This window comes from Kordia sp. (assembly GCF_050633145.1).
GTDB lineage: Bacteria > Bacteroidota > Bacteroidia > Flavobacteriales > Flavobacteriaceae > Kordia.
Genome location: NZ_JBOEFY010000043.1, coordinates 1 through 17,711, shown reverse-complemented (window position 1 = coordinate 17,711; position 17,711 = coordinate 1). Strand labels below are relative to the sequence as shown.

The following is a 17,711-nucleotide window of genomic DNA, read 5'->3' as shown; positions in this document are numbered from 1 at the left end:
ATAGTTAGTTGAGTTACGTATCATTTATTGTTGGGAAAAGAAGGCATTTTAGTATATAACTAAAATGTCTTTTTTGTTTTTAAAAAGCAGATTCATCATCATCAGAAATTATAGTAACATGTCCAGACACTATATTATTATTAATATCTACACCATTAAAATTGCCTTTTGTGTTTTTATTCATAAAATCAAGCGCTTTTATATAAATAGAAACTTTTTGCAAATAAAATATACCAGACAAAGAAAAATCTAAACATAAAATTTGACCTTTATTTATAACAGAAACCCTATCGTCTTCAATGATTACCGAATCGTTTAAACTAATAATATTATAATGATATTTTTCTATTTTTAACTTTAGTTGATACACGTTTTCTTCAACATTAAATTCAAAAATATAATCGCCTGAAGATTTCATTAAAACTTGTGAGAAAGGACTTTTTTTAGAAAACATTAAAGGATTTCTTCTAATATTACTTTCTACAACCAATCTGTTTTTATTTAGTTCCTGGCAAATAATAGGATCAAAAAACGTATTACCAACTTCTTCTTCAATAGCTACTTTCGAATTGTATTTCTTCATAATCATCTTTCCAGCAATAGCTCTGTCATACTTATCAAAACCAGAATAGGTTCCTACTAAATAAAGACGTTCATTAGGAGACGATTTTCCAATAAAGAAGATAAAATTGGCGCCTTCATTTTTCTTATTTCCGGTATAATACTTAGTATCAAAATGGGCGAAATTTTCACTTTGATTAATCGTTCCATGAAAAGTGTAAACTCCTTTTTTTCCGTCATCATCTAAATATACATAGATCATTTCTACAGATTTCCATTCGTTATAAATGATCACTTGTCCTTTATTCATGCGATTATTCTCTCCAAAATAATAACACACATAATAATCGTCTTCTAACTTCCCCGATTTAATTAGCAACTCTTGTTGTCTTATTTTTTGCTGATGAGAAACAAGATTACTTTCAATAAAATCTTTAACACCTTTAAATCCTAAATAATTAAAATAGAGTGATTTATATTCTCTGTTGATTTTTATAGTAGGTTTGCCCGATACAGCTTCGCGATGCTTGTTGTATAAGTACTTTCCATTCACATATCCTTTTAAAGTAAACTCTAAATCTTTCTTTAAACTTGGTTTTTCTAAATCATAATTTCCAAAACCATATAGCTGAGAATTGTTAGAATTCTCTTGTATATCATGCGTTTTTTTAAAATGAGTTATAATACTGTCTAATAGAATGTTAAACACTTGTTTGGTTAGTGTTAAAGCCTCATTGTTTTCTTTATTAGATATATTTTCCATTGCTTTCCTAAATATGTAACTGGAATTACAAATATATTAATAAATAAGTGGAACGCAATATTAGGAAAGTGAAGATATATACTTTTATCCTATCAACTAATCAAAGAATTTATTAAAATGATACGAAATTTATTGTTATTGGTGCTTTTTGTTCCATGTTTAGTATTCTCTCAAGAAATAACTGTAAGCGGTAATGTAAAATCTGCAGACGATGTATTATTGGGCGTTAACGTAATTGAAAAAGGAACTCAAAATGGTACTACAACAGACTATGATGGTAATTATTCAATAAAAGTAAATAAGGACGCCGTTCTTGTTTTTTCTTTTGTAGGATATAAAACCCAAGAAATTAAAATAACTGGTAAACAAACAATTAATGTACTTCTAGAAGAAGACGCTTCTCAATTGGAAGCGGTAGTCGTTAAAGGCTTCTCTAATGTGAATAGTCGTGCCAGACGTAGAGTTGAATCTGTACAATCTCTTCCAGAATCAGTAATTGCTTTTACATCTGAAGATATTGAAGTTAAGGGTATTAGCAATGTGCAAACATTTGCAGATCAAATTCCAAATGTCAATTTCACCACATCACAGAATGTCGGTAACAATTTTATTACTGTACGTGGAATTTCACAAATTAGAAATGGAGATGCACCTATAGCATTTGTAATTGATGGAGTTACCTTACCAGATGCTAACTTATTGAATCAAGAATTATTTGATGTCGCCTTAATAGAGGTAGTAAAAGGACCTCAAGGAGCATTGTATGGTAAGAATGCTATTGCAGGAGCAATTAATATAGTGACTAATGAACCTACAAATACTTTTCTAAACAAAATTAAGGTAGGTTACGGTAATGGTAATTTATTACAGGCGCAACTGTCTTCCACGGGACCTTTAGTAAAAGATAAATTATTTTACAGGATTTCTGGTTCATACAAAAACGGTGATGGTTTACTGAATAATATAACATTAAATGAAGCTCCAGATTATATCAAAGACCTAACACTAAGAGCGCAATTAAAAGCAAAAATATCCCCAAAAATAGCTGCGACTTTAACTGGGCAAATCATGGATACAGAGGCTGGAGGTTTATATTATGCTGCGCCTACAAATGGTAGTGCTAAAATTGCTCCAGATGACTATGCAAATTTAGCGATTCAAGGAGATCAGAGAGGCGTAGGTACGCTAAAAGGTACTTATGGTAACTTAAAAGTTGATTTTAATTTAGATAAAATGAAATTAACATCATTAACGACCTATAATAAAGCGGAAAGAAATGCTGCCGGAGATTTAGATTTTACACCTGCTGATGTTTTACGACAAGATCAAGATAGCAATACAGAAAGTTTTAATCAGGAAATTCGATTAAGTTCAACGGGCGATAAAGACAGTAAAATAAATTGGGATTTGGGAGTATTTTATCAAAACCTAGATAAACTCTTGACTACTGGAGCTTCGGCAGACTTTGGTTTCTTTGCGCCACCATTCGCACCTTCTGGCATTCAAAGTACCTTAGCTATAGGAGATTTTACGAATAACTATAAAACGTTAGCTGTATTTGGTTTTGTAGACTTCAAAGTCTCAGATAAGTTAACACTATCAGCTGGTTTGCGATATGATAACGATAAAATCAGTCAAGATAATAGAAGTGAAGGTACAAACCCAAATAGAGTTGATACTCAGTTACAACCAAAAATTTCCATAGCTTTTCAAGCAACTGACAATATGTTGATGTATGCAAATTACGGAAAAGGGTATAGAACAGGAGGATTTAATCAAGGTCAAACAGTTCGTTACAATGCTGCATTTAACGCGGAAACTACCGATAATTATGAAATAGGTATTAAGAATTCATATTGGGACAATCGTTTTATTCTCAATTTAGCTGGATATTATATTGATTTTACCGATCAACAGTTATATGCCTTAGTACTCGATGGTGGAGCTGGTCAAATTTTAATTGGAAACTTCAATGTTCCAGAAAGTAGGTCTGTTGGTTTTGAAGCAGACATGCGTATTAGAGCTACCAACTGGTTAGATATTTTGGGAAGCTACGGAGTTAGTAAGTCAGTAATTGAAAATGGTACTTCAACGGTAAGTACTGGAGCTAACGAAACTATTAATGTATCTGGTAATGCAACTCCTCTTGTACCACAGGATAGTTACAGTTTAGGTTTTGAATCTAGATTTGATATTTCGAATAAAATTGCCTTTAGCGGTAATGTAAATTTAAAAGGTACTGGGCAAATGTATTGGCATGAAGACAATGCAGCTGTTTCACCGAGATACAATATTTTAAATGCAAGAGTAAATTTCATTTTTGATAAATTTACCCTTGGACTTTGGGGAAGCAATATTACCGATACCAAATATATTACCGAGTTTTTTGACCAAACTTTTTCTAACGGAGGTTCAGATTTGGCTTGGTTAGGACAACCAGTTTCTTTCGGCACAACACTTACTTATAAGTTTTAGTTCAAGTAAAGTGTTTGGTTAATACAATATTTGAATTAGTTTTAAGTGGATTAATGTTTTAGTACCGTGCCACTAAGATACTCTTCTTTAGTGGCATTTTTTTAATATCAAATTATACAAATAACATATTTATGAGAGTCGCAACAGATATTGGTGGGACCTTCACAGACCTCGTATGCCTAGAAGTTGACGAAAAAACAGGCAAGCCTACAGGCGTGAAAGTAGCGAAATCAGATACTACTCCTTCAAATTTTGAACAAGGAATATTAGACACGATTAAGAAAGGAAATATACAGTTAAATGACATAGCATTTTTTGCGCATGGAACCACTGTAGTTATCAACGCACTAACTGAACGAAAAGGAGCAAAAACTGCACTAATAACTACAAAAGGATTTAGAGATGTATTGGAAATAGCACGTTGTAACAGGCCCGATTTATTCAACTTCAATTTTGTAAAGCAAAAACCATTTGTATCTAGACATTTACGTTTTGAAGTAGAAGAACGATTAAATTATAAAGGAGAAGTATTAAAAGAACTAAGTATTGCTAACCTAAAAGCAATCATAGAAGCTTGCAAAGAAGAAAAAATTGAAACCATTGCCATTTGTTTGTTGCATGCATATAAAAATCCAACGCATGAAATTGAACTCATACAAGAAATAAAAAAAATAAATCCTTCAATAGCGCTTATTGCATCGCATCAAGTGACGAGAGAGTGGCGCGAATACGAACGAACCAGTTCTACTGTTTTATCAGGTTATGTTTTGCCTATAGCTAAAAAATACCTCAATAACTTAGAAGATAAACTATATAAGCAAGGACTAAAAAATAAGCCGTACATCATGCAATCTAATGGAGGCATCACTACGATCAATGATGTCAAAGAAAACCCTATAACAATGGTCGAATCTGGTCCTGCCAGCGGTGTATTTGGAGCTATTGCTTTGGGCAAAACGATCAACAAAAAAGATGTAATAGTACTAGATATTGGCGGAACAACGGCTAAATGTGCTTTGGTAGAAAATGGACAAGTAAAAATTACAACCAACTACAAAATTGAGCATTCCAAAACGGAAGCAGGATATCCTATTCAAACTCCAGTAATAGATATCGTAGAAATTGGTAATGGAGGTGGAAGCATTGCTTGGATTGATAAAGGAGGGAAAATGCATGTAGGCCCAAAAAGCGCAGGAGCAATGCCTGGTCCAGCTGCGTATGGTAGAGGAGGAAACAATCTAACGACTACGGACGCTAACATCATTTTGGGAAGAATTCATGATGATTATTTTTTAGGAGGAGAATTAAAACCAGATTACTATAGTATTGAAGAAGCGGCAGCATCATTATGTCAACAATTAAAAGGAACAAAAGAAGATATTGCCAAAGGAATTTTACGCATTGCTAATGCTAATATGATAAATGCGCTAAAACTCATCTCAGTAAACAAAGGATATGATCCTAGAGATTTTACAATGATCGTTATTGGCGGCGGCGGCGCAATGCATGGAGCAGATTTGGCAAGAGAACTGCAAATTCCAGAACTTATAATTCCTCCACATGCAGGTGTGTTTTCAGCATTTGGAATGTTAATGTCAGACATTCGAAGAGATTATATACGAACCAATGTTATCACATTAGAAGACAATACAAAGCAAACCATTCAATCGGTTTTTACCGAAATGGTTGTGGAAGCCACTGCTAACTTTAAAAATGATGGCTATCAAAAAGAAGAGATAAAATTTACATATTATGCAGATCTACGGTATACAGGGCAAGAGCACTATGTAAAAGTATTACTTTCCAATTTTTCAAATGAAACACCTTTAGAAAACATTATCAATCATTTTCATGAAGAACACAAAAAACACTACTCATTTGAATTAACGGTTGCTGTAGAGTTGGTAAACTTTCATTTAGTAGCAGAAGTTGAAGTAGACAAACCAGATTTCCCACAATTAATAAAGGAAGGAAAAAAAGTGGAGGCTGCTATTTTTGATACTAAAGAAGTTGATTTTGACGACTTAGGAAAACATAAAACACCTTTCTATCATCGCTCGTTATTAGAACCTGAGATGACATTTAACGGACCTGCCATCATTGCTGAAAATGCTACCACTACTGTGGTAAGTCCTTTGCATACAGTAACAGTAGATAACTATGGTAATTTAATACTAACACTTCAAAACGGCTAATCATGGAAAAATTTACCTTAGAAATTATACAAGATGCATTGGTCGCTGCGGGAGACGAAATGTTTCAAACCTTGCAAAGAACGAGTATGAGCCCAATTATATATGAATCTTTAGATTATGCTGTTGGAATTACAGATATCAAAGGTGAATTATTGGCGCAAGGGAATGGAGTAACTGCTTTTTTGGCGGCATTAGATGCAGTAGTAAGTGCTACTATAGATAAGTTTTCGGGAAATAATACATTACAAGAAGGAGATGTTATCATCGCAAATACACCGTATGCTGGTGGCGGAACACATCTTTCAGATGTATCAGTAATATATCCTGTTTTTTATGATGGGAAATTAGTCGCTTTTACTGTAAACAAAGCGCATTGGACTGAACTCGGAGGAACTTTTCCAGGTTCGGTTTCTACGGTAGCTACCGAAATTTATCAAGAAGGATTGCATTTTCCATTCATTAAAATAAAATCAAAAGGAACACTCAATCAAGCTGTAATCGATATAATCAAAGCCAATGTTCGATTGCCAGACAGTACTTTGGGCGATTTATTTGCGGGTATAGCTGCTGCTGAAGTTGGCGCAAAAAGAGTCATATCAATTATTGAAAAATACGGATTACATACATTTATAAAAGCCAAAAACGATTTCCTTAATTATGGAGAACGAATGTGTATTGAAGCATTAAAATCAATTCCAAACGGAACGTATGAAGGAACCACCGAAATAGAAGACAACGGTTTTGGAGAAGGACCTTTTCCTATAAAAGCAAAAATTACAATTACGGATACTGAATTCATTGCAGATTTCAATGGTTCACATCCACAAGTAAAAGGAGCAACCAATCTAGCTTTTAGTGGTTTGGTAACGGGTTGTAGAAGCCTTTTTAAAGCGATTACAACTCCACAAATGGATGCCAATGGAGGTGCTTTCAGACCAATGAAAGTACTATGTGAACCTGGAACTATTGTAAGTGCGCAAGCTCCATCTGCCGTATCTGTTTATTATGAAGTATTAATTACTTCTATAGATTTGATTTGGAAAATTCTCGCGCCTTTAATTCCTGATAAACTTCCTGCGGGACATTTGCGCTCAGTTTGCGCAACATTCATTTCGGGAATGCATCCAGATACAAATCAGTTTTACATACAAGCTGAACCTTTAGCGGGAGGTTGGGGAGCATCTGCTACGCACGATGGAAATAGAGGACAACTTTCCTGCGGAAGCGGAGAATCCTATAACATTCCAATTGAAATAAGAGAAATGCGCTATGGTATTTTGGTAGAACAATATGCTTTTCATAATGAAGGTGGCGGTTATGGCGAATTTCAAGGTGGAAATGGGCAATATGTAGATTATAAAATTGTGTCTGAAGAAGCGCATGTTACTGCGGCTTTTTTAGGTGAAAAAACAAAAACTTGGGGAATGAACGGAGGTCATGATGGATCGTACAATTACTTTATGATTATCAAGAAAGATGGCACTAAAATTCGTCATAGTTTGGGCACTAACATCGCCTTGGAAAAAGGAGACATTGTTCGTTGCGTAACAGCAACTGGAGGCGGTTATGGAAATCCTGAAAAACGCCCAAAAACAAAGGTGTTATCAGATGTTAAAAACGGATACATTACTGAAAAAGAAGCAAAAGAATTTTATAAAATTTGAAGATGGAGATAAAAAAGATAATATACCCTTCACCTGATGAAGACTACAATAAATTACTGTTTGAAACTAAAAATAAACAAGTTGATTTTCAGTTTGGTACAGTGTTTCTAAAAGGAGGAACCCGAATTCCTGAAAAAGGATTTACAAAGCATGATCGTTATGAGATTTCTATCATTCAAAAAGGAAAAATTGAAATGCTAAATGAAGATGGCTCAACCAAAGAATACCTAAAAGAAGGAGATGTAGTTTACATCAAAGCCTTTGAAGCCCAAGCAGGAAATGTTTTAGAAGATACAAACATAATTTATGTATTAATTAAATAACAGATTCATGGAAAATAATAAAAACACAACCAAATGGTTTAGCCTTGCGGGAATATGGTTTGGAGGAGTTGTAAGTGTTCCTGCTTTATTGGTAGGAAGCACATTAATAGCTTCACTCAGTTTTCATCTTTCTCTTTTGGCTGGATTAATAGGGTTTGGTTTTGTCGTATTATTTATGTCTTTATTAAGTATTGCTGCTGTAGAAAAAAGAAAACCAACAGTTGCTTTAGCATCTAGTAGTTTTGGAAAAAAAGGAGCAGAATTCATTGTAAGTCTTATCATTGGCTTATCAACTTTAGGATGGTTTGGAATTCAATGTAATATTGCAGGCGCTTCCTTTTCAAAGATTTTAGTAGAAACAAATGGAATCGAAATTCCGATATGGTTATCATCCGTTTTTTGGGGAATTGTAATGGTGCTTACGGCAGTTTTTGGTTTCAAATACTTAAAATGGCTTAACTATATAGCCGTACCAGCCATTGTTGTACTCTTAACGTATGGACTCGTCATAACATTTAACGAACATAGTTTTCAAGAAATACTAGATTTTCAACCAAAAGAAGGAATGCCATTATTACAGGCAATCGGTTTTACCATTGGATTTATAGCTGTTGGAGGAGTAATATCTCCCGATTACAACCGATTTGCTGCAACCAAAAAAGATGCAGTATTAGGTTCAATCATCGGAATTATACCTTCTGCACTCTGTTTATTAGCAATAGGAGCAATCTTAGCAATAACACAAGGAACCTATGATATTGTTGAAATATTCTCCACCTTAGGATTTCCGTTTTTAGCGATGTCTATTCTTATCCTAGCAACATGGACATCCAATGTCATCAATAGTTACTCTTCTGGTCTAGCGTTTAACAATCTATTACAACTAGGAGATGCATCTCGTTCTACAACCACCTTAATTGTTGGACTTATTGGAATTCTATTAGCAGCAATTGGAGTGCTCTCTCAATTCATGAATTTCATTACCATCTTAACAATCACTATTACGCCTATTGCTGGTGTGATGATTTCAGATTATTATATATCAAAAACCTATCAAGAAACCCCCGAGAACTTTAACTGGAAAGGAATAATTTCTTGGATTACTGGAGTTACTGTAATGTTAGTAATGACTTCCCAAATTAAAAACATACTGGGAATAATTGTAGCTGCCTTAGTCTATTTTATTCTTAAAAAAACAATCAAATAAAATGCGAATAATAAGTACAAATGACATAGAATATATTGCTATGGGATCAACCGTTTTGGGAACAGGCGGTGGAGGCGATCCATATATTGGAAAGCTGCTGGCAAAGGAAGCAATACATAAATATGGAGATGTTAAACTGGTAGCAGCAGAAGAATTAAATGATGATGCGCTAATATTACCAATAGCGGCATTTGGAGCTCCCATGATTTTAGTAGAAAAACTTTTTTCTGGAGAAGAATTTATCAAAGCTTTTGAAATGATGGAAAGCTATTTAGGTAGAAAAATTGACGCGGTTATGCCAGCAGAAGCAGGAGGACTCAATGGAGTACTACCTTTTTCAGTTGCAGCTCAAAAACAAATTCCATTGGTTGATGCAGATGGTATGGGAAGAGCATTTCCAAGACTTGAAATGGTCACGTTCACCTTACATGGCATTACCGTTTCGCCTATTACACAAGCGGATGAAAAAGGGAACAGAAATGTATATCATACGATAGATAATACTTGGGGAGAAACTTTAGTAGGAGCAACTGCTATTCAAATGGGCGGTAGTTGTGCCATTGGATGTTATCCTATGAGCGGCGCACAAGTAAAAAAAGCAGCGGTACACGGCATTGTTTCGTATGCGCAAGTGCTTGGAGAAGCTATTATTGATGCGAAAGAAAAAAACGTAAATCCTTTAGATTCTTTAATACAAAAAGCAGACGCCATAAAGCTGTTTACTGGTAAAATAAGTAACATAACTATAAAAACAGAAGGCAGATGGAATAAAGGAGTTTGTGAAATTATGGGCTTAGATGAAAATCAAGATTCTGAAATGATATTAGAATTCCAGAACGAATTCTTAATAGCAAAAAAAGACGGAATTCCAGTTGCTATTACACCTGACCTTATTGTACTTATTGATGCGGAAAATGCACAACCAATTACAGCAGAAACCATTCAATATGGTACACGAGTAGTGGTTTTGGCAATGAAAGCGAATGAACAATGGAGAACGCCCGCAGGAATTGAACTAGGTGGACCTCAAAAATTTGGGTATGAATATGAATATGTTCCAGTAGAAGAATTAAATAAAAAAAAATAGAATGTATTACAAAATAGGAGTAGATGTAGGTGGTACTAATACGGATGCTGTATTAGTTTCTCATGACAATAGTATACTTGCAAAAACAAAACAAACGACCACTTTAGATGTAAGTAGCGGAATAGAAAATGCAATTAAAAAAGTGCTTTCCGATGCTAATGTTCCCAAAAAAGAAATCAAATACATCATGCTGGGAACTACACACTGTACAAATGCATTGGTAGAACGAAAAGAACTTAATAAAATTGGAGCCATTCGAATTGGATTACCTGCAAGTAGCGCCATACCAACAATGACTGATTTTCCAGAAGACCTAAAAGCAATTCTAGGAAAACACTTGTATATGGTGCATGGCGGTTATGAATTTGATGGAAGATTAATAAGTCCATTAAATGAAGAAGAAATAAAAGTATGCCTTTTAAAAATGAAGGGAGAAATAGAATCTTTGGCTATTACTGGAATTTTTTCCAAAACCATACCAGATCAAGAATTACAAGTAGCTACTTGGGCAAAAGAAATATTAGGCGAAAATGTAAGGATAAGTTGTTCGCATCAAGTTGGAGGTTTAGGATTATTAGAACGAGAAAATGCAGCTATTTTAAATGCCGCATTACAAGGTGTCGCCTTAAAAATGGTGACTGCCTTTAAAGAAACTGTAAAGCGCTTAGGGTTGTTATCTAAACTATTTATTGGACAAAATGACGGAACACTAATGTCTTTAGATCAAGTACAAGATTTTCCTGTACTAACCATTTCTTCAGGACCAACCAATAGTATTCGTGGTGCTGGTGCCTTATCTAAAGTGAGTAATGGAATTGTTATTGATGTTGGCGGAACTACTTCAGATGGTGGTGCTTTGGTCAATTTTTTTCCAAGAGAAAGTACACAAGCAGCCCAAATAGGTGGAGTACTTACAAACTTTAGAATGCCAGATGTGGTTGCTGTAGGTATTGGTGGCGGAACTATTGTTCGATTTAATACTAATACATGTAAACTTGGTCCCGATTCTGTCGGATACAGATTAAAAGAAAAAGCCATTGCTTTTGGCGGAGATACACTAACACTTTCCGATTTCTCATTAGCCACTAATCAGTTGAAAATAGAAGGTGCATTGGCAATAGAAGATTTAAAAAATAAAATTCAAACACTTTCTGGAAAAAGCTTTCCTGATACTTTAGAATTGGTTAAAGAACAAATTCAATTAGCTATTGAAAGATTAGTAGACAAATTAAAAACGGATTATAAAGAAGTTCCTGTAATCGCTTGTGGCGGAGGCGCATTTTTATTACCTAAGGAAATAGAAGGAGCTTCCAATGTTATATTTCCAGAGCACTTGGAAGTAGCCAATGCTTTTGGAGCTTGTATAGCACAAATAAGCCGCGAAGAAGAATTAGTCATTAATACGTTACAAAAAAATGAAAAAGAAGAAATAGAATTACTTGTTTCTAAAGCAAAAGAAGCCTTGTTAAAAAATGGAGCTTCTGAAAATAGCATTCACATATTAATTAAAGAATCGATACCGTTAGCATATCTTCCTGGAGCAGTAAAACTAAAAGTTAAGCTTTGTGGAGATTTAAAAACAGATTTTTAGCCTTTTATGAATATGAATTTTGAATATAAAAATAGTAAAGCGATAGTAATTACTGTTTAAACTTTCCTCCACTTTTCATCATTTATGTTCAAAAAAATCTGAGTGTTTGTTACATGTATTGAGGGGTTCTGCAAGTTACTTTTGCAGTTCCCTCATTTGTGTGTGATGCAAAAATAAAAACCGCCTGAAAATTACCCCATTTTACATTCGCTTAAAGTTACAATCACACCTTCATAACTTCTTTAAAATCCACAAATTCCAAATTCCAAATTCCAAATTTGGAATTCCTAAATACCTATAAAAGCTTAGGAACTGGCAAGTAAACACTGTATTGAGTTTATTTTTGAAGTATTAATTTTTAACCATTAATATTTTATTTGCCATGAAAAAAAAAGTATTTATTATTAGTTTTTTTGTACTCGTATTTGTCAGTGGGACAAATTTGATGCAAGCTCAAAATCAATTAGTAGGAGAATGGGTAAACTCCTATAATTCGTTATTAAAAATTACCCAACAAAATCCAGACGGAAGCTTAGCTGGAATCTATTCTTCAACAACAGGTTCTTCAGGAACGTATCAGGTAACAGGACAGTATTCGATAAATCCTAGCAATAACAATGTTGCAATTTCTTTATTGATTTCTTGGAATTCTCTTGATGGTTCAACCGCCGATCCGTCTAAATTTTGGACATCAGCTATGAATGGAACTTTGTATAGTGGGCAAAACAGTATCGAACTAATCAACTGTATTTCTGCACCAACACCATTTGGAGCTGTCCAAATTGATGAACCCGGAATTTATCCTGAATCATTAACCTTTAATCGAAGAACAAGTAGCAACCTAAGATTTGAAAACAACCTTAATTCTCAAGCTGAAAATAGGGCAGCGCCTTCACCTATTACTGGAACGTGGAACTTAAGCGATGGAAGTCAAAGTTTATACACTAGACTTGTATTAAATTCCTCTGGTGGAACACGATTTGACATCTTATCTGGAACTGTAAAAGTTAGAGGAATACAAACTCCAATTGCTATTACGGGAATAATTTCACATCAAACATCGGATAATAAATACTCACTTTCATTTACCGTTAAAAATCCAATCTTACTAAGCGGTCAAGACAGATATATCATCGGGTTTACAGGGCTTTTAGATGTTGCTAACAATGACTTGCGATTAGTCAATATGGAAACTCGCGCAGTAGGCTATAACGTCAAATACAATAGTGTTCGAATGAATCAAAGCTCGTACGCAAAATAAAACACACGTATGCTAAAAAATAAAATTATGAAAAAAAAGACAACTCTACTATTTACAATCACAGCATTTTTTCTGGTGATTACACTTTCAGCACAAACTCCAATCATAGGAGAATGGATAAACGGGTATAATTCCGTATTAAAAATAACAAATCACTCTTCTCAAACCGGACTCTTTACAGGAACCTATAGTTCTTCTACAGGAGCTACAGGAACGTATTTAGTTTCTGGATATAGTCCGTATACAACATCTTCAGTACAAAGTATTCCAATTTCTCTCACCATAAATTGGAAAAACAGTACTTCTAGTAATTCTGCAGATCAAGAATGGACATCTACAATGTCTGGAGCTTTAATGACTGATGCTCAGGGACAAAAACGCATTCAAGTTTTCCATTCGTTAAATGCTTCACCTCCGTTGGCAGCTGTTCAAATAGATACCAAAGGACGTTATTCGGAAACTTTAATTTTTACTCCAAATACGGCAGCTAGAGAAGTTGTACAACATACCAAACCAATAAAAAACACCAATGTTAAAAGAGTTGCTAACGCATTACTAGGAACTTGGTTAGATTCAAATAGAGGAGACAGATTAAAAATAACACAAGTATCGGGAAGTTTTGGAGAAGTAAAAGGAACATATACGGACGCTTCCGGAAATAACATAGCTGTCACAGGATATACATCTCAAAGTCCGAGTTCTAACTATCAATCTGTTTCACTAAGTTTTATGTCGCGTAACAAAAGATATTGCTTTGGTATTGGAGGATTTCTAAATGGACGAAAATTAGAGATGATGGTATACAAAGCAAAAGCTGTAAACATTGCAAATAATTATTCATCTGTGGCAGCATATAAAAATAATTTTGTAAAAACGAGTACTTCTAGAGAAACAAATACGCTTGCTGCTAGACAAAGCGGAAGTGTTGTATTGGAAATGAACAAAAACCCATATACAAATAATGGTTCAGCTGAATGGACAGGTAATATTGCATTTGGAACCATGCCAGGAATGACTCCCAAACTAAAATTTTCAGTGGATACAGGAGGTAACTTTACTTGGGTCAATTCTGTGCAATGTACTACGAATCCATGTGTGAATTATGGACACATCCAATTCAATCAAAACAATAGTAGCACGTTTAATTTTATAGATCCAACTCAAAGAATAGTCAATTGGGGTCCATGGGGACAAGCAAAAGCAAATTTGGGAAGCGATATTTTACAGTTTGGTGGCGGAACTCGATTAAATACTAAATTGATTACACAATTTGCAAATACAGCACAATTTCAAGAATTTCTTTGGGATGGAGCAATTGCAGTTCCTGTTGATTCGAGATTGACAGAAAACGGGGTTTCTAATCTATTAGAAGAATTAGTAAATAATAACGTCGTTCGCGTAAATGCGCAAGGTAAAGTTTGTGTAAGTTTTTACTATGACGATGCGGCTAACAAAGCGTATGTAACCTTTGGACCAAATGGCACTCCTCCAATCGCCAATATAAATACGGCTAGTAAATTAGTTTTTCCACAACAAGCATATTCGGCAGTACCATATTTATGGGCAACAAATTTAAGTTCTTTTCATGTTGGGAATAGATTGATTGCTAATGGTGGATCCTTCAGCTTTGATACAGGTTCATCAGCTTTAAAAGGCGATCGAAATGGCACAACTGCAGCGCTACAGCATGCGCAAGCAGTACATCAACAAACTGGAGTATGGCCAAATTTAACTTATAAAATGGGAGTGAATACTTCTGGACAAACTGGAAAATTAGTCTTAACTCCAAGTCAATATGTTAAATACATTGAACAAGGTCAGGCAGCTGGCACATTTCAACCACAAATCCAATCTTTAGATGGAACTACAGGACTCTATCTGCAAGGAACAAATTTATTAAGTTCTGTATACACTGTATTTTGGTTTGATGCAGTGAGAAACAGACAAAACAAGTACGACCTTATTGGTGATGAGGTTTGGATGTATAATTATACAAATGGTCCTGCAATTATTCAACCAAATAGAGCTTTAAGAACTGTAGAAGCTACTCATAGCAATACTGTTTTTCCAAATCCAAACAATGGGAAATTTGCAATACAATTCAAATTAACAAAAAATGAAAGTAATCTTACGGTTCGCTTATTTGATATGAACAATAAGGAAGTATTCAATAAAGAGTATGGAAAGTTAGTATCTGGTACTCACAAAATTAATATTGAATTAGCTAAAAGCAATATACAAAAGGCGGGAATACATTTCTTAAAAGTATATGATACAAACAACAACGTATTAGTAGAGAAAAAGGTACTTATTAAATAGTAAGTGAATGAAAAATCAATTTTTTCAACTTTTTAACAAATGAAGGTTGGTGATACCTAATGTGTATGAAGGCGAATTCTCTGTGTTGTGGTTGCTGAGGTCGCTGGTTTAAATTTGATTTTTATATTTTTAAAAACTCCTCGTAACGAGGAGTTTTTTTAGTTTTAATAATGCTGTGAAAATTATTACTAACTAAAAAAAAGGATTTTGAAAACACTGTTTTATATAAATAAACGTATAAAATAGTGTCCAAAGTAACTGCCAGATTTTTTTATCTTTTCTTTTGCGGATATCTAATTAGATATAGCACTTATGGCTTCAAAGTACTCAAAAATAAATTGCTTGTTTTTAAATTGAATGCTAACCTATATCTTTGAAATATACCAAAAAAGGTATTGATAGAATTTTAGTAAAAATGTTTACGATAGGTATATAATTCTGACTAATAAATAAACCTGAATTTAATTGTGCAGAGCATCACTTAGAAATGAGTGATGCTTTTGTGTACAATTCATATTTTTTAGCAAAGACAGATATACAAAATGAACTACTGTTTTGAACTAAAAAAAACTCAGTTACTAATTAAAAACACTTTAAAGAAAAAGAAAGATTCTATAATTTTAATACATTTATAGACTGTTACTATTTTGTTTTTCTAAGTTGTAATTTAGTATTGGTAAAATATCCGATTATGGTAGAAATAATATGCACAAAACCATCCTTTATGAATAGGCATTATAAGCACTTTTTTTTACTATGTTTCTTTTTCTTTTTTACGATCCATTCGTATGCTCAAAAAAAAGATCCTACAAAAATTTTGGATTCTCTATTAATAAACCATCCACAAAAAGATACGACTAGAGTCAAAATGTTATCTACGTATGTTCAGAAAATTTATTATAAAGATACTTCTAAAGCAGACTCATTAATACAAGCAGTTGAAAAACTATCCAATGAACTAAATTATACAAAAGGAAAAGCCGATGCAAATTATTATAGAGCTGAAGTGCAATCCATTAAATCTGATTACGAAGGCAGTCTTGTTTCCTATAAAAAGGCAATTGAGTTGTATGAAAAAATAGATCGTAAAATGCTTATTGCTAATTGTTTGAACAGAATGGGGACTGCTTATTACAATCAAGGAAACTTTTCGAAGGCATTAGAATATTATAATAAATCGGCAGAAATGTGCAAAGAAGCCAATAATTTGAGAGGCGCTTCAATTATTTTAAACAATATCGCTAACATTTATGCAGATCAAGGTAAATATTTTGAAGCAATCAAAAATTATAATGAATCAAAAGAGATCAAACAAAAAATTAACTATCAACTTGGTCTTGCAAAAACTTACACCAATATAGGCGCTCTTTATGGTGAATTAAATGATTACCCAAAAGCGTTAGAAAACCTTAATGAAGCACTCTCTATTTATGATAGCGAAGAAGATACTATAAAAGCTTCTGTACTTTTATTAAATATTGGCCTTCTTCATGCTGATCAGAAGCAATTTGATAAGACTTTGGAGTATTATAACAAAGCACTGAAATTATATGAAAAACAAAATAATCAGCGAGGAATAGCTACTTGTTTAAATCATATTGGGAATGTGTATAAAAATCAATCTAAAAGTAAAAAGGCATTAAAATTTTATGATGACGCATTAAAGATTGCAGAAAAGATGCCTGATGAAAGAGAAATGGCAATCAGTTATTTAAACATTTCTCAAGTATTTTATTTTCAAAAAGAATACAAGAAATCACTAGAGTATACTTTAAAAACAAAAAAAATAGCAGATAAATTAGAGATACTTAAGTTCCAAAAAGAAGTGCATGGACTGCTTGCTGGTATCTCTGTCTCTTATACACATCTNNAAAGATTTTAAGACTTTAAATGACAGCTTGTTGAGTAAAGATGTAAATAAGAAAATCATAAAATCAGAATACGAATATAAATACAAACAAGAGATTGCATCTGCAAACCAACGAGAATTGCGCTTAACGAAAGAAGTAGAAACAACCAGCCAAGATTTAGAAAATTCAAAACAAAATTTATTGTTGGGAGTTATTGCTTTTTTATTGGTTACTTTAGTTTTGGCTGCAATTATCTTTTTCTTACGATTACGACATGTAAAAGCTAAGAATAAAAATATATTGACAGAACAAAAGTTGTTGCGATCACAAATGACACCGCATTTTATTTTTAATGCACTTTCTGTATTACAAGGAATTATATTAAACAAAGAACAAAAGAAGTCGTTATCGTACT

11 protein-coding genes and 1 pseudogene are annotated in these 17,711 nt (G+C 33.6%); 11 read left to right on the top strand and 1 reads right to left on the bottom strand.

The window, feature by feature from the left end; all coding sequences use genetic code 11:
* Positions 1 to 79: 79 nt before the first annotated feature.
* Positions 80 to 1,324 (bottom strand): hypothetical protein, encoded by a 1,245-nt coding sequence (locus tag ACRBBL_RS19815; RefSeq protein ID WP_431370821.1) that lies wholly within the window; start codon positions 1,322 to 1,324, stop codon positions 80 to 82.
* 117 nt (positions 1,325 to 1,441) lie between these two features.
* Between ACRBBL_RS19815 and ACRBBL_RS19810 the strand changes: the two genes are divergently transcribed.
* From ACRBBL_RS19810 to ACRBBL_RS19760, 11 genes and pseudogenes are all read left to right on the top strand, one after another.
* Positions 1,442 to 3,799 (top strand): TonB-dependent receptor, encoded by a 2,358-nt coding sequence (locus ACRBBL_RS19810; protein WP_431370820.1) that lies wholly within the window; start codon positions 1,442 to 1,444, stop codon positions 3,797 to 3,799.
* A 131-nt stretch (positions 3,800 to 3,930) separates the two neighbouring features.
* Positions 3,931 to 5,994: a hydantoinase/oxoprolinase family protein gene (locus ACRBBL_RS19805; RefSeq protein ID WP_431370819.1), complete on the top strand. Its 2,064-nt coding sequence runs from the start codon at positions 3,931 to 3,933 to the stop codon at positions 5,992 to 5,994.
* 2 nt (positions 5,995 to 5,996) lie between these two features.
* Complete coding sequence (locus ACRBBL_RS19800) at positions 5,997 to 7,658, top strand: hydantoinase B/oxoprolinase family protein (RefSeq protein ID WP_431370818.1); 1,662 nt, start codon at positions 5,997 to 5,999, stop codon at positions 7,656 to 7,658.
* A 2-nt stretch (positions 7,659 to 7,660) separates the two neighbouring features.
* Positions 7,661 to 7,981, top strand: coding sequence for a hypothetical protein (locus ACRBBL_RS19795; protein ID WP_431370817.1), 321 nt, complete (start codon positions 7,661 to 7,663; stop codon positions 7,979 to 7,981).
* Between the two features lie 7 nt (positions 7,982 to 7,988).
* On the top strand, positions 7,989 to 9,188 hold the full coding sequence (locus tag ACRBBL_RS19790) for a cytosine permease (protein WP_431370816.1): 1,200 nt from the start codon (positions 7,989 to 7,991) through the stop codon (positions 9,186 to 9,188).
* A 1-nt stretch (position 9,189) separates the two neighbouring features.
* Positions 9,190 to 10,275, top strand: coding sequence for a DUF917 domain-containing protein (locus ACRBBL_RS19785; protein ID WP_431370815.1), 1,086 nt, complete (start codon positions 9,190 to 9,192; stop codon positions 10,273 to 10,275).
* 1 nt (position 10,276) lies between these two features.
* Positions 10,277 to 11,866, top strand: coding sequence for a hydantoinase/oxoprolinase N-terminal domain-containing protein (locus ACRBBL_RS19780; protein WP_431370814.1), 1,590 nt, complete (start codon positions 10,277 to 10,279; stop codon positions 11,864 to 11,866).
* 382 nt (positions 11,867 to 12,248) lie between these two features.
* Entirely contained in the window at positions 12,249 to 13,127 is an 879-nt protein-coding gene (locus ACRBBL_RS19775; RefSeq protein ID WP_431370813.1) for an avidin/streptavidin family protein, read from the top strand.
* Positions 13,128 to 13,154: 27 nt separating this feature from the next.
* Entirely contained in the window at positions 13,155 to 15,446 is a 2,292-nt protein-coding gene (locus ACRBBL_RS19770) for a T9SS type A sorting domain-containing protein (protein WP_431370812.1), read from the top strand.
* 691 nt (positions 15,447 to 16,137) lie between these two features.
* Positions 16,138 to 17,315, top strand: a pseudogene (locus ACRBBL_RS19765) (tetratricopeptide repeat protein); the annotation flags it as partial.
* 2 nt (positions 17,316 to 17,317) lie between these two features.
* Positions 17,318 to 17,711, top strand: a 394-nt coding sequence (locus ACRBBL_RS19760) for a histidine kinase (protein WP_431370811.1), incomplete at both ends; no start/stop codon positions are given.